10 protein-coding genes are annotated in these 13,919 nt (G+C 65.9%); all 10 read left to right on the forward strand.

Annotation, left to right across the window (positions count from 1 at the left end; genetic code table 11):
* The first annotated feature begins 281 nt into the window (after nt 1–281).
* The 10 genes from eccA (at nt 282) to mycP (ending at nt 13,918) form a co-directional block, all read left to right on the forward strand.
* Nucleotides 282–2,138: a type VII secretion AAA-ATPase EccA gene (gene eccA / locus B4383_RS12165; RefSeq protein ID WP_139360730.1), complete on the forward strand. Its 1,857-nt coding sequence runs from the start codon at nt 282–284 to the stop codon at nt 2,136–2,138.
* Nucleotides 2,135–3,679, forward strand: coding sequence for a type VII secretion protein EccB (gene eccB / locus B4383_RS12170; RefSeq protein WP_078292728.1), 1,545 nt, complete (start codon nt 2,135–2,137; stop codon nt 3,677–3,679). Before eccA ends, eccB begins: the two co-directional genes overlap by 4 nt.
* Nucleotides 3,676–7,707 carry a type VII secretion protein EccCa gene (gene eccCa / locus B4383_RS12175; RefSeq protein ID WP_078292729.1) on the forward strand — a complete coding sequence of 1,344 codons (4,032 nt, stop codon included), beginning with the start codon at nt 3,676–3,678 and terminating at the stop codon, nt 7,705–7,707. Before eccB ends, eccCa begins: the two co-directional genes overlap by 4 nt.
* Nucleotides 7,704–8,012: a PE family protein gene (locus tag B4383_RS12180; RefSeq protein WP_070936996.1), complete on the forward strand. Its 309-nt coding sequence runs from the start codon at nt 7,704–7,706 to the stop codon at nt 8,010–8,012. Before eccCa ends, B4383_RS12180 begins: the two co-directional genes overlap by 4 nt.
* A gap of 4 nt (nt 8,013–8,016) precedes the next feature.
* Entirely contained in the window at nt 8,017–9,564 is a 1,548-nt protein-coding gene (locus B4383_RS12185; RefSeq protein WP_078321074.1) for a PPE family protein, read from the forward strand.
* A gap of 46 nt (nt 9,565–9,610) precedes the next feature.
* The gene (locus tag B4383_RS12190; RefSeq protein WP_078291810.1) at nt 9,611–9,904 is read left to right on the forward strand and encodes a type VII secretion protein EsxS; all 294 of its coding nucleotides are present in this window, start codon (nt 9,611–9,613) and stop codon (nt 9,902–9,904) included.
* A gap of 21 nt (nt 9,905–9,925) precedes the next feature.
* On the forward strand, nt 9,926–10,216 hold the full coding sequence (locus B4383_RS12195) for a WXG100 family type VII secretion target (RefSeq protein ID WP_078321075.1): 291 nt from the start codon (nt 9,926–9,928) through the stop codon (nt 10,214–10,216).
* A 32-nt stretch (nt 10,217–10,248) separates the two neighbouring features.
* Entirely contained in the window at nt 10,249–11,112 is an 864-nt protein-coding gene (locus tag B4383_RS12200) for an ESX secretion-associated protein EspG (RefSeq protein WP_078292130.1), read from the forward strand.
* Between the two features lie 65 nt (nt 11,113–11,177).
* Nucleotides 11,178–12,563: a type VII secretion integral membrane protein EccD gene (gene eccD / locus B4383_RS12205; RefSeq protein WP_078292128.1), complete on the forward strand. Its 1,386-nt coding sequence runs from the start codon at nt 11,178–11,180 to the stop codon at nt 12,561–12,563.
* Entirely contained in the window at nt 12,560–13,918 is a 1,359-nt protein-coding gene (mycP, locus tag B4383_RS12210; RefSeq protein ID WP_078292126.1) for a type VII secretion-associated serine protease mycosin, read from the forward strand. The genes eccD and mycP overlap by 4 nt, the downstream gene beginning before the upstream one ends.
* The last annotated feature ends 1 nt before the right edge of the window (nt 13,919 follow it).

Genomic DNA, 13,919 nt, shown 5'->3' on the forward strand with positions numbered 1-13,919 from the left:
CGGTGCCAGACATAAAGGCGGTAGATGAGTACTCGCGAACGAGTTGATCAACTCGAATGCCCGGATGTGTCGGCAGTCACACCCAGACGCCGCGCCGTTGACCGCCACGCCGGTTTAGCCCTGCTCCCCGCATCGGGGAGCAGTCGAGGGGATGTGGGCGACCTATGACAGATTCGCTGGCTCGGCAACAGAGCATTGTCAGGAACCAATCAAGTGCGCGAGCCGACTACTCCAATCAGCGAGCATATCGATCGGGCGAAGGGCTGTAACTGTAAGTGGATATTCGTGAACGAGTGGTCCAGCTAGAGCGTGTGGCCACGGCAACGGCCCCAGTGCCGCGCATAGATCCCGAATTAGAGAGCCGATTCGCAACCTGTTGCCGTGCTCTTGGTCTCTCCGTCAATGACAGGCGACGTCCCGCAGATTTGCCAGCGGCGCGTTACGGCTTCACTTCGCTGTGCCGGACCGCTCAAGATCACTGTGATGTCTGGGTCGGTCTGGCGGCCTCCGGGGGCGCCACCATCGACGTCCTGGAAGCCATCTCGGAGACCACGGCCACCGCCGGACACCTTCAGCATGCGGTGAACCTGCACCCGGGTGATCTCACCTTCACGTACGACTCCGGGCTGTATCTCGAGTTCCGCGCCAGCGGACCCGATGACTATCACCTCGCCTACGCCGCGGCCCTCGTGGACAAGGGCGACTACGTCAAGGCTGCCGAGCTGATCGCCGACGTGACCGAGCGACGCCCCGGATGGTTCAACGCCCGCTGGGGCGCTGTCGCTATGCAGAACCGGGCCGAACGCTGGGCCGATGTCGTCTCGCTGCTGACCCCGGTTGTCACCGACACGTCGCTGGACGCCACCACGTCTCATGCCGTGCGGATCACCCTCGGCATCGCGCTCGCCAAGCTGGGCATGGTCAATCCCGCCCTGTCCTACCTCGAAGACCCCACTGGGCCAGTCGAAGTGGCTGCCACCGACGGCGCACTCGCCAAGGCGCTGAACCTTCGTCACCATGGTGACGAAGAGACCGCCACCGAGGTGCTCCAGGATCTGTACGCGGGCAATCCGGAGAATGCCGAGATCGAGCATGCGCTGACCGATCCGAGCGTTGGTCTGCACACCACGACCTCCGCGCGTATCGCCGCCCGCACCGATCCCTGGGATCCCGAAACCGAGCCCACCGAAGAGGATTTCATCGATCCTGAGGCTCATGAGCGCAAGGCGATCCTGCTGGCCGAGGCCGAGCAGCAGCTCAGCGAGTTCATCGGCCTGGAGCAGGTGAAGGACCAGGTATCGCGGCTCAAGAGCTCCGTAGCCATGGCATTGCGACGCCAGGACCGCGGACTCGCCGTGGGCCACCGCACTCACCACCTGGTGTTCGCGGGCCCTCCCGGTACCGGTAAGACCACCATCGCCCGTGTCGTCGCCAAGATCTATTGCGGCTTGGGACTTCTCAAGCGCGAGAACGTCCGCGAGGTGCACCGTGCCGACCTCATCGGTCAGCACATCGGTGAGACCGAGGCCAAGACCAACGCCGTCATCGACAGCGCGCTCGACGGCGTGCTGTTCCTCGACGAGGCCTACGCGTTGGTGTCCACCGGCGCCAAGAACGACTTCGGTCTGGTTGCCATCGACACCCTGCTGGCCCGGATGGAAAATGACCGTGACCGTTTGGTCGTGATCGTCGCCGGGTACCGCGCCGAGCTGGACCAGTTCCTCGACACTAACGAGGGTCTGCGCTCCCGTTTTACTCGGTCCATCGAATTTCCTTCGTACGCACCGCCCGAACTCGTCGAGATCGCGGCGGCGATGGCCTCCGTGCGCGACAGCAAGTTCGACGAGGGTGCTGCCACCGCGCTGCTCACCGCCTTCTCGGCGATGTGTGCCGCAGAGGCTCCGGATACTCGTGGTATCGCACGCCGCAGCATCGACGTCGCCGGTAACGGTCGCTTCGTCCGTAACGTCGTCGAACGCTCCGAGGAGGAACGTGAACACCGCCTTGATAACTCAGGCGTCGAAGAGTTCAGCGATGACGACCTCATGACCGTCACCGTCGAAGACGTGCAGGCATCAGTGGAAGCCATCGTCGCGGGCCTCGGACTGTCGGCTCCGGGGGCGTCGGTCACGAAATGAGCGATAATCGAGAGAACAACACAAACTCCGAGCGCCGGGCCTTCGCGTCACGCACCCCGGCCAGCGAGAACCCCGAACCGCTGAAGTACCGCCGCGGATTCGTCACGGGGCACCAGGTCACCGGATGGCGATTTGTCATGCGGCGGATCGCATCCGGCGTGGCACTGCACGACGCCCGGATGCTGGTGGATCCGCTGCGCAGTCAGTCCCGGGCATTCAGCATGGGTGCCGTCATCGTCGTGACCGGCCTGGTCGGATGCTTCGTCTTCAGCCTGCTGCGGCCCTCCGGTATCGCCGGCACCGACCCGGTGCTCGCCGACCGGTCGACCGCCGCGCTCTATGTTCGGGTGGGCGACAATCTGCACCCGGTGCTCAACCTCACCTCGGCCCGTCTCATCACCGGCAAGGCCGTGGACCCGACGATGGTGAAAAGCACTCAGCTTGACCAGTTTCCGCGCGGAAACCTGATCGGCATTCCGGGCGCGCCGGAGCGCATGGTGCAAGCCAAGAGCACCGACGCCGCCTGGGCGGTGTGCGAGTCCGCCGATACCCGCGCTGTGACCGTGATCGCCGGGGCACTGGAGACCGGCGGCGACAAGGCCACCGAACTCACCCGTGACCGCGCTGTCGTGGTGTCCTCCGACTCGGGCACCTGGCTGCTCTGGGACGGGCACCGCAGCGCGCTCAACCTCGGGGATGTCGCCGTCACGAGCGCCCTGGGCCTCACCGCGCCGCCCGCCGTGCGCCCCGTGACGGCCAGCCTGCTCAATGCGATTCCTGAGACTCCGGCACTTGTGGTTCCCGCCATCCAGGGAGCGGGGACGCCCACTGCCTATCCGTTGCCCGTCGCTGCGCCCATCGGCTCGGTGCTGGTGAGCTCGTCCACCGACAACACACCGGTGTACTACGCGGTGCTCGCCGATGGCGTACAACAGGTTTCACCAGTGATCGCCTCGGCACTGCGCAACGCGAACTCCTACGGTCTTGAGCAACCGCCACGACTGACGGCTGACCAGATCGCGCACCTGCCGACATCGTCCGCGATCGACACCAGGGTGTTCCCGAATGCGGCCATCAAGCCGCTGGCCGCCAACGAGGACCCGGTGCTGTGCACACGGTTCACCAAGACGGCCGACGCTGCCTCGGATTCGTGGTCCTTGCTCGCGGGTTCGATACTGCCGCTTTCTGACTCGGTGCACGCCGTGCAGCTGATCTCCCCCGCCGCAACCCGGGTCGCCATCACCCCCGGAATCGGCTACCTGGTGCAACCGGACGGCCGCAGCGGATACCAGTGGATATCCGATACCGGTGTGCGTTACGGCATCGACACCGAGGCCGAGGGTGACAAGACCCTTGAGGCACTCGGCCTGCACAAACCCGCACTCACCATCCCTTCGTCGATTCTGGATCTGTTCGCGTCCGGGCCGTCGCTCTCACGCTCTGACGCCCTGCTGGAGCACGACAGCCTGGCCCCGAGCGATCGCCAGGCCGCGCGCATCCAGATCGATATCCCATCTGCTCAGGCACAGGAGTCCCGTTGAGCCGTCTCATCTTCGAACCCCATCGGCGGGTAGCGCCTCCGGCGATACCCGATGCCACGGTGACCGTCGAGGCGCCTCCGCAGCTGCCCCGCGTAGTGCCGCCGTCGTTCCTGCGGCGCGCCATGCCGGTCGTGATCGTCATCCTGATCGTCGGCATGGTGGTGGCACTGGTCGCCTCCGGCATCCGCCTCATCTCCCCGCAGACGCTCTTCTTCCCCTTTGTACTGCTGCTCGCCGCCACCGCATTCATGCGCAATGGCAGCGACAAGGTCCGCACCGAGGAGGTCGACGCCGAACGAGCCGACTACCTGCGTTACCTGTCGGTGGTCCGCGAAAATCTGCGCACCCACGCCACCCAGCAGCGCAAGGCCCTGGAATGGTCGCACCCGGATCCCGAGGAGCTGACCACCGTTCCCGGCACGCGCCGCCAGTGGGAGCGGGACCCAGGCGATGACGACTACCTAGTGGTACGCGCCGGACGCCATGATGTTCCGCTGGCCAGTGTCGTACGGGTCAAGGACATCGCTGACGAGATCGATCTGGAACCGGTGAGCCACAGCGCTTTACGTGGGCTACTGGACACCCAGCGCACTGTGCGCAGCGCCCCATCCGGCATCGACCTCAACAAGGTTTCGCGAATCACGGTGCTCGGTGATGACGACGTTGCCCGCGCCTGCATTCGGTCGTGGGTGACTCAGGCCGTCACATTCCACGATCCAACGCTCCTGACCGTGGCGATGGCCGGCCCCAGTGTCGAAGACGCCGACTGGTCCTGGCTCAAATGGCTCCCCCACGTGGACATCAGCGGCGAGGTCGACGGTGTCGGCCCGGCACGTTACCTGCGCCGCACGGGTGCCGAGCTCTTCGAGGCATTGAAGCCCGTGCTCTCCGAGCGTGCGCTGTTCGGGGCCGAGTCCGGTGCGCACAAGCACCTGCTGATCATTCTCGATGACCCGACCTACGACCTGGGCGGCGTGAATTCGCCCATCCCGGCAACCGGACTGGACGGCGTCACCGTTATCCAGCGGCTCGACGGAACCGACGGCTCCTTCAAGCTTCCGGACTACCTGAACCCAGAACGCCCTGTGCTGCAGGTTAATCGGAACGGTGTGAGCGCACGCATCTCCCGGTGGAATGGCAACGATTGGCAGCAGTACATCGACGAGGCCGATCGACTCACGGTCGGAACCGCCTCACACCTGTCCCGCAGGCTCTCCCGCTGGGACTCGAACCCGACGCATCCGGGCCTGCGGTCTGCCGCGACCGGTGGTGCGACGTTCGCCGCGCTGCTCGGTATCGAGGACGCATCCCAGCTGGATGTTCCCGCCCTGTGGTCGCCGCGTTCGCGTGATGAGGAGCTGCGCGTGCCCATCGGCGTGACCGCCTCCGGCGAGCCGCTGATGTTCGACCTCAAGGACGAGGCCGAGGGCGGCATGGGGCCGCACGGCCTGATGATCGGTATGACCGGCTCCGGTAAGTCGCAGAGCCTGATGTCGATCCTGTTGTCGCTCTTGACGACCCATTCCGCCGATCGCCTGATCGTGATCTACGCGGACTTCAAGGGTGAGGCGGGGGCCGATATCTTCCGCGACTTCCCGCAGGTTGTCGCCGTGATCTCGAACATGGCCGAGAAGCGTTCCTTGGCAGATCGTTTTGCCGATACCTTGCGTGGCGAGGTCGCGCGGCGCGAGAACCTGCTGAAGCAGGCCGGTCGCGATGTGCAGGGCAGCGCCTTCAACTCGGTCCGCGAGTATGAGGAAGCGATCGCCGCCGGGCACGACCTGCCGCCCATCCCCACGTTGTTCGTGGTGGCCGATGAGTTCACCTTGATGCTCCAGGACCACCCCGAGTACGCCGAACTGTTCGACTACGTCGCACGCAAGGGCCGCTCGTTCCGCATCCACATCCTGTTCGCGTCGCAGACCCTGGACGTCGGCAAGATCAAGGACATCGACAAGAACACCTCATACCGCATCGGCCTGAAGGTGGCCAGTCCCAGCGCATCCCGGCAGATCATCGGGACCGAGGACGCGTATCACATCGAATCGGGCAAGGACCACAAGGGCGTTGGGTTCCTGGTGCCCGCACCGGGTGCCGTGCCCATCAAGTTCCGCAGCACCTACGTCGACGGTGTTTACCAGCCGCCGTCAACCACCACCACGGTGGAGATCCACGCCACCCCGCAGCCCAGGCAGTTCACCGCGCTGCCGGTCGCCTCCGATCCCACCACCGTGATTATCAAGGGTGGATCCGACCGGCCACAGCAGCCGGCGCGCAAGCTGGTCACGACCGTCGGCGACCAGCTCGCCAAGGTGGGTCCGCGCGCACCGCAGCTATGGCTGCCACCGCTGGACACCGCGATCCCGCTGGCGGATGTGCTGAGCCAGACCGGGATCCCGACACGCCACCTGCGCTGGCCGCTCGGCGAGATCGACAAGCCGTTCCAGATGCGCCGCGATCCGCTGGTCTTCGACGCGACATCGGCGGCCGGAAACGTGATCATTCATGGCGGCCCGAAGTCCGGAAAATCGACAGCTCTGCAGACGTTCATGCTGTCGGCCGCTGCGTTGCACTCCCCGCGTGATGTCACGTTCTACTGCATTGACTACGGCGGCGGACAACTGCACGCGCTCGAAGGGTTGGCGCATGTGGGCAGCGTGGCCAGCGCCTTGGAGCCCGAACGCATCCGCCGCACCTTCGGTGAGCTCGAGCAGCTCCTGGCCTATCGCCAGCGTCTGTTCCGCGACCGCGGCATCGCCTCGGTGAGTCAACTGCGCGCGCTGCGCGACAGTGATCGCTCGCTGGACGACGGTTACGGCGAGACGTTTCTGCTCGTGGACAACCTGTATGCGTTCAGTCGCGACAACACCGACCAGTTCAACACCCGAAACCCATTGCTGGCCAGGCTTACCGAGCTGGCCAACGCCGGGCTGTCGTACGGCATCCATGTCGTGATCACGACGCCGAACTGGATCGAGGTGCCGCTGGCGATGCGCGATGCTCTCGGGCTGCGCCTCGAGCTCAAGCTGCATGACTCGGCGGACAGCAATGTGCGGGTACCCGGCGCACTGCGCCGCCCCGCCGAGAGTGTGCCGCACGATCAGCCGGGCCGCGGCCTGACCATGCAGGCAGAGCACTTCCTGTTCGCAGCCTCCGATGCCAAGACCGTGGAGTCGGTCAACGCCGACTACCCCGGTGCCAAGGCTCCCGCCGTCCGCCTGCTGCCGGCAGACCTGGCACCGAACGCCATCGGCCCGCTGTACCCCGGACGCGAACAGGTGGTCATCGGCCAGCGCGAGCAAGATCTGGCACCGGTGGCGCTGGACTTCGCCCATAACCCGCTCCTGATGGTGTTGGGCGATACCGGGTCTGGCAAGACGACGCTCCTGCGACACATCATCCGTACCGTCCGGGAACACTCGACACCCGACGAGGTGGCGTTCACGGTTCTGGATCGGCGTCTACATCTCGTCGACGAACCACTGTTCCCGGACAACGAGTACACCCCCAATATCGATCGGATCACCCCGGCGATGCTGGGCCTCGGCGCGCTTCTGGAAAAGCGTCGGCCGCCCGCCGGCTTGTCGTCCGAGGAACTGCACAACTGGGTGTCACGCGGAGTGACAGCACAGCGGCATTACCTCATCATCGATGATGTCGATCAGATTCCCGATGCGCCGGCCGTCAGCGGTCCGTACATCGGGCAGCGACCCTGGAATCCGATCTCGGGTCTGCTCGCCGAGGCGCGTGAGCTCGGACTCCGGGTGATCATCACCGCGCGGGCCACCGGTTCGGGTCACATACTGATGACCAACCCCATGTTGCGTCGCTTCCACGAGCTGCAGGCCAACACCCTGATGCTCAGCGGCAGCCCACAGGATGGGGGCCGCATCCGCGGACATCGTTTCGAGCGTCTGCCTGCGGGCCGCGGAGTCCTGTTGTCAGACAGTGATGTTCCGACATATGTACAGACCGTCAATCCACTCGTCAATGAACATGCTGCTCAAGGAAGGGAGTACCCGCGATGAATCTCAACGTCGTTCCGGAAGGTCTGACCGCCACGAGTGCGGCCGTGGAGGCACTCACCGCACGGCTGGCTGCGGCACATGCCGCGGCCGCACCGGTGATCGGTGCCGTGGTTCCGCCCGCCGCCGACCCGGTGTCGCTGGAGACCGCTGCCGGCTTCAGCGCCCGCGGAATTGAGCACACCGGTGTGGCAGCCCAGGCCGTCGAGGAATTGGGACGCGCCGGGCTGGGCGTCTCGGAGTCCGCGGCCAGTTACACCACCGGAGACATGCAGGCCGCGGCAACGTACATGATCGCGCGAGGCTAATTCGGTGAGCGCTCCCATCTGGATGGCATTTCCCCCCGAGGTGCACTCGGCGCTGTTAAGCGCCGGCCCCGGGCCGGGACCACTGTTGGCGGCTGCCGCCCAGTGGCAGGCGCTCTCTGTGCAATACACCACTGCGGCAACGGAATTGACGCAGCTGCTCGCTGCCACCGGCGCCGGATCATGGCAGGGGCCCAGCGCCATCCAGTATGTCGCCAGCCACACCCCTTATCTGGCCTGGCTGGCCCAGCAGAGCGCGATGAGCGCCACCAATGCGGTGCTGCACGAGACCGCGGCGGCCGGCTACACCACGGCGCTGGCCGCCATGCCCACGCTGGCCGAGTTGGCCGCCAACCACATGATCCACGGCGTGCTGCTGGCCACGAATTTCTTTGGTATCAACATGATTCCGATCGCGTTGAATGAGGCCGATTACATCCGGATGTGGGTCCAGGCCGCCACCACCATGGGTATCTACCAAGGCATTTCCACCGCCGCCGTGATGTCGGTAGCGCCGACGCCGCCCGCGCCGATGATCATGGCGCCGGGCGGCGAAATGTCCCGTATGGCAGCCGATATGTCCGGCATGGCGGCGCAGGCGCAGGCGGCCGAATCCGGCACCGCGCTGGACGACAGCGAGAGCTTCTTCGAGAAGCTGATGCGACAGATTCAGGAGTTCTTCACCGACCCGCTGGGCACCTTGCAGCGGATCTTGCAAGACTTCATGCGCAATCCCCTGGAGGCGCTGGTGGCCTGGGGTCCGCTGTTGTTCTTCATCGCGTACGAGGCGTTCTTCATCCCCTTCGGGTTCACTTTCTGGGGCGTCATGTTGTCCGCACCGCTGTGGCTCCCCCTGCTTCTGGTCGGACTGGCCCAGCTGATCAACCCGGTTCCGGTCGACGCCGATGTACCCGCAGAGGAACCCGCGCAACAGGCCGCACAGACCACACGCAATTCGCCTCAGCAGCAACCTTTTGCGATGGGCGGAATGCCCGGGGGCGGCGGTACCGCAATTACCAGTGGTTCGACTGCGACGTCGGCTCCGAGCGCACCGGCCTCGCCCGCTGCGGCGGCTGCGACTCCGGCGTACATGGTGTACGCGGTGCGTGAGGATCCGCCTCCGGTGCGGTTTGGGCCGACGCTGAATGAGGGTGCCGGTGCCAAGGCGCCGGCGGCCGGGATTTCGGCGGCTGCTGCCGCGGCCGCCTCGGCGCGTTCCCGGGCCCGGCGCAAGCGTGGTGCCCGGATCAAGGATCCCGCTCCGCAGTTCATGGACATGAATTCGACAGTGGACCCGGACTTCTCCGAGCCCGCCGCACGGCAGCCGGCCGGGGTGGGGGCTTCCGGGCGGGGTGCCGGTCAACTCGGATTCACCGGGACCGTGCCCAGGACCACCTCCACGACCACCGCGGCCGGTCTGATCGAACGCGAAGCAGCCGCCAGTGCCGTGGACGGCACCCGCACGATGCCGATGCTGCCCACTACCTGGGGCACCGATGCAAACCTGGACCCCGAGGACAGCGCTGAAGGGGGCCCAGCACCTGATCGGCCATAGACAACCAGAAATCACCGACAACACAACACGATTGAGGAGATGAATGATGAGTTTGCTTGATGCACATATTCCGGCTTTGGTGGCCGCTGAGGGCACTTTCGGTGCCAAGACCGCGTTGATGCGTTCGACGATTTCGCAGGCCGAGCAGGCCGCGATGTCGGCGCAGGCCTTCCATGTCGGTGAGTCCTCGGTGGCCTTCCAGGCCGCACACGCCCGATTCGTGGAAGTGGCCGCCAAGGTCAACGCGCTGCTCGATATCGCCCAGATCAACCTCGGTGATGCCGCCGCCACCTACGTGGCCGAGGACGCCGCCGCCGCCAGCCGCTACACCGGCGTCTAAGACCAAGGGAGAAACAAAGACATGTCGCAGATCACCTTCAACTACCCCGCGATGCTGGCCCATGCCGGCGAGATGAACACCTACTCCGGTATGCTGACCGCCCTGGGCGCCGACCTGGCCGCCCAGCAGGCCTCCCTGCAGGCCGTCTGGCACGGTGATACCTCCATGAGCCAAGCCGCCTGGCAGGCCCAATGGAACACCGCCATGGAAGAACTCATCCGCGCCTACCGCGCCATGGGCACCACCCACGAAACCAACACCCTCTCGATGAACGCCCGCGACATGGCCGAAGGAGCCAAATGGGGCGCATAAACGCCCTTGGTGCTCCTGCACCTGATCGTGCGATGAACCAGGCCACCCGGTCGCCGGACGCCGTCGAGTTGACGGTCGACCAGGCCTGGTTCCTCGCAGACACGTTGAGCGCCGGCACCTTTCCTTGGGTGCTGGCGATCACGGTCCCCTTCCGTGATGAGGCACAACGCGCGGGCTTCAATGCTCAGCGCGTCCAGGAACTCACCCGGGCCGGCGTCCTGAACACCGAGGGTGCGGTGGATCCCGCTGTGGCGGAATGGATCCGTACCGTGTGCCGTCCCGACCGTTGGCTCGAACTGCGATACGTTGCGGCGGGTTCAGAGAATCCGGACGTGATGCGCGGCATCATCGCGCACAGGCAATCGCAGGGTCGCCCGCAGACCGTGGTGTCCCTACGTAATGCCCACCTGATCACCTTCACCGCCGTCGACGCCGACGATCCGTCGGCGCTTGTCCCCAGTGTGGTCGCCGGACTGCGGTGGCGCGCACCTGCGCGGTTCCCCGAATTCACACTGCCCACCGATGTGGGGGCAAAGGCCGACGAGCAGCTGCGTTCCGGCGCCTCGCTGGCCGACGTCGTGGGATACCTGGGCGTCCCTCCCGCCGCGCAGGCTGTGGTGGAATCGGCGTTCATCGGAAACCGCAACTATGTCGAAGTGGTTGCCGGGCAACGTAACAACGCAACTCAACAGACCTCCGAGGTGGGCATCAGCGTGGTGGACACCAGCGCTGGGCGCATCCTCGTCAGCCCACACCGCGCAGGGGACGGCACCTGGTTGTCGACCTTTGCCCCCGGAGCCCCATTCGCGATCGCGGTGGCCGTCGAGCAGTTGATGGCCACGCTCCCGGACGGGCACTGGTTCCCCGATGCCCGACTGACCCGAGACTTCGACTAATGCTGTCGCTCTATTAGTTCCCCACTGTGCTCCACCCCCCTATCGAGAGAGTCAAACGAAACACCATGTCTGAGAACGCCGTGATGCCCATCGTCCGGGTAGCCGTGCTCGGTGAAGAAAAGCTGACCGAGGTCGCTTTGCCGACTCAGCTGCCGATGCGCGACATCATTCCCGCGGTACACCGGATGGTGTCCCCCGATGTCACTGAGGCCACACCTCAGCGGCTCAGCCTGGCCCCGGTCAACGGTGCACCGTTCAGTGCCGATGCGACCCTGGACACCGTGGGCGTCGTCGACGGAGACCTGCTTACGTTGCGTCCCACCCCCGTGGGACCCGCTGCACCCGGCATCGTCGAAGACATCGCGGATGCCGCCGTCATCTTCTCCGAATCGCGCAAGCGCCCGTGGGGTGCCGAGCACATCGCCCGCATCACCCGACTGGGTGTCCTCGGATTGATCGTGGCGGCAACGGTTCTGACTATCGTGCATAACGTTCGCACCGGCTCGGTGCTGAGCCTTGCCAGCCTGGCCGTGGTGGCGGTTGTCGCCTCGATCGGAGCCCTGGTGGCACACGTGCGCTCGCCGCGTCTGGGTGCGGAGTTGGCGATCACCGCACTGGCGCCCATTGCCGGCGCACTCGCACTCGCCATCCCCGGAGATGGGCTGGCCCCGCGCGTCCTCCTGGGTGCCGCCGGCGTCGCGGCGTGGTCGCTGATTTACCTGATCGTGGCGCGTCAGCAGACCGCGTTCTTCACCGCCACCACGGTGTTGTCCCTTGGTATCGCCGGTGCCGCGGGCGCCCAGGTCCTGTGGCACCCGTCCCTGCTCGCCGTGGGTAGCGGACTGATCGTCGCGGCACTGCTGGTTACCGTGCGTGCCGCGCAGCTGTCGGCCTTCGCCGCTCGCTTCCCGCTGCCGACCATTCCCGCGCCCGGCGACCCGACGCCCTCCGCTCCGGCGATGTCGGTTCTCAAGGACCTCCCGCGACGCGTCCAGCTCAGCGACTCGCACCAAAGCGGATTCATCGCGGGCGCTTCACTTCTGGCCATCCTGGGATCGCTGGCCCTCGTGGGCGGATCGGCACCGGCAAGCCCCTGGGCCTGGTACCTGGTGGTCGCGGTGAGCGCAGGAGCGGCACTGCGTGCACGCGTGTGGGATTCGGCGGTATGCAAGGCCTGGCTGTTGGCGGTGCCGTTCGTGGTGACGTCCGCACTCCTGGTGATCTTCACCTTCGCGGGGCGGTACACCGGCGCGCTGGCGGCACTCGCGGTCCTGGCGTTCTTGGTCGCCGCGTTGGCTGTCGTGGTATTCAACCCGAAGATCGGTGAGGCAGAAAGCTACTCGCTGCCCAGCCGGCGCCTCCTGGGATTCCTCGCCTCGGGCATCGACGCCTCGCTGTTGCCGGTCATCGCATACCTCACCGGGCTGTTCACCTGGATCCTCAACCGATGATCCGATTCGTGTCCGTGGGCGCCGTCGCCGCGATGCTGCTGGCGCTGTCTCCTATGACAGCTCCGGCCGCGTACGCGGTGACCCGCCCAGAGGCTGATCCCGCTGCGCTGCCACGAGATTCGGCCCCCAGCGCTACCGCCGGCATGCAGTCCGCGGCGTGCAGCACCACTGTGTTGATGCCCGCTACGGGCACAAGCGGAAAGCCGTCCCAGGAACTCGAGGAGGCATGGCGCTTCTCTCGCGGCGAGGGTCAAAGCGTCGCCATCATCGATACCGGCGTGCAGCCGAGTTCACGGCTGCATGTCGAAGGCGGGGGCGACTACGTACAGTCCACCAGCGGACTCACCGACTGCGACGGGCACGGGACCATGGTCGCGGGGATCATCGGTGGCCAGCCCGGCCCTGACGGATTCTCCGGCATCGCACCCGCATCCAAGCTGATCTCGATTCGCCAGGAGTCCTCGAAGTTCTCCCCGCGAATCACCGGTGGTGATCCCACCACCAACGGCGCCACCCACTTTGTCAACACACTGGCCCGGTCCATCGTGCACGCCGCGAACCTCGGGGCGCGCGTGATCAACATTTCGTCGGTTGTCTGCGTACCGGCGGCAAAGCCCATCGACCAGGCCGCGCTCGGTGCGGCCCTGCGGTACGCCGTCGAAGAAAAGGACGCTGTCGTCATCGCGGCAGCCGGTAACAGCAGCGGCGGTGGCGCCAACTGCCAACCGAATCCGCTCAGCGGTTCCGGTGCCGACCCGAGGAACTGGACTGGGGTGGAATCTGTTTCGGTTCCCTCATGGTGGCAGCCGTACGTGCTGTCCGTGGGATCGGTGTCCGCCGACGGCAGCCCCTCGAAGTTCACGATGTCCGGCCCGTGGGTGGGCATCGCGGCGAATGGCGAGAATGTGACATCGCTGTCCAACGACGAAGCGGGCGGGCTAGCCAACGGAATGGTCGGCCAGGACGGCAAGCCGCACCCCCTGTTCGGAACCAGTTATGCGACCGCCTACGTGTCGGGCGTCGCTGCGCTGGTGCGCAGCCGATTCCCCGATCTGACCGCAGAGCAGGTTGTCTCGCGGCTGCAAAGAACCGCTCGTGACGCGGGCCGGTCTCCGTCAAATCTTGTGGGAACCGGAACCGTCGACCCAGTAGCCGCACTCACCTGGGAGGTCCCCGCGGACGGAAGCGCACCGGCCGGCCCCAGCGCCCGCGCCGTCGTTCCGCCGCCCCCGCCCACCCTCGAAAACCCCCTTCCCCGGCGACTCGCCTTCCTTGGCGCCGGTGTATGTCTGATCGCGGTGATCGTCGTCGCCGGGCTCAGTGCACGTCGCAGACAGGAGAGCACGAGTGAGTAAG

Source organism: Mycobacterium sp. D16R24, assembly GCF_002013385.1.
Classification (GTDB): Bacteria; Actinomycetota; Actinomycetes; order Mycobacteriales; family Mycobacteriaceae; genus Mycobacterium.

Excerpts from the sequence above, each read along its gene's own strand:
- eccB (WP_078292728.1), top strand. The coding sequence starts at position 2,135 with ATGAGCGATAATCGAGAGAACAACACAAACTCCGAGCGCCGGGCCTTC.
- B4383_RS12180 (WP_070936996.1), top strand. The coding sequence starts at position 7,704 with ATGAATCTCAACGTCGTTCCGGAAGGTCTGACCGCCACGAGTGCGGCC.
- B4383_RS12190 (WP_078291810.1), top strand. The coding sequence starts at position 9,611 with ATGAGTTTGCTTGATGCACATATTCCGGCTTTGGTGGCCGCTGAGGGC.
- B4383_RS12195 (WP_078321075.1), top strand. The coding sequence starts at position 9,926 with ATGTCGCAGATCACCTTCAACTACCCCGCGATGCTGGCCCATGCCGGC.
- B4383_RS12200 (WP_078292130.1), top strand. The coding sequence starts at position 10,249 with ATGAACCAGGCCACCCGGTCGCCGGACGCCGTCGAGTTGACGGTCGAC.
- eccD (WP_078292128.1), top strand. The coding sequence starts at position 11,178 with ATGTCTGAGAACGCCGTGATGCCCATCGTCCGGGTAGCCGTGCTCGGT.
- mycP (WP_078292126.1), top strand. The coding sequence starts at position 12,560 with ATGATCCGATTCGTGTCCGTGGGCGCCGTCGCCGCGATGCTGCTGGCG.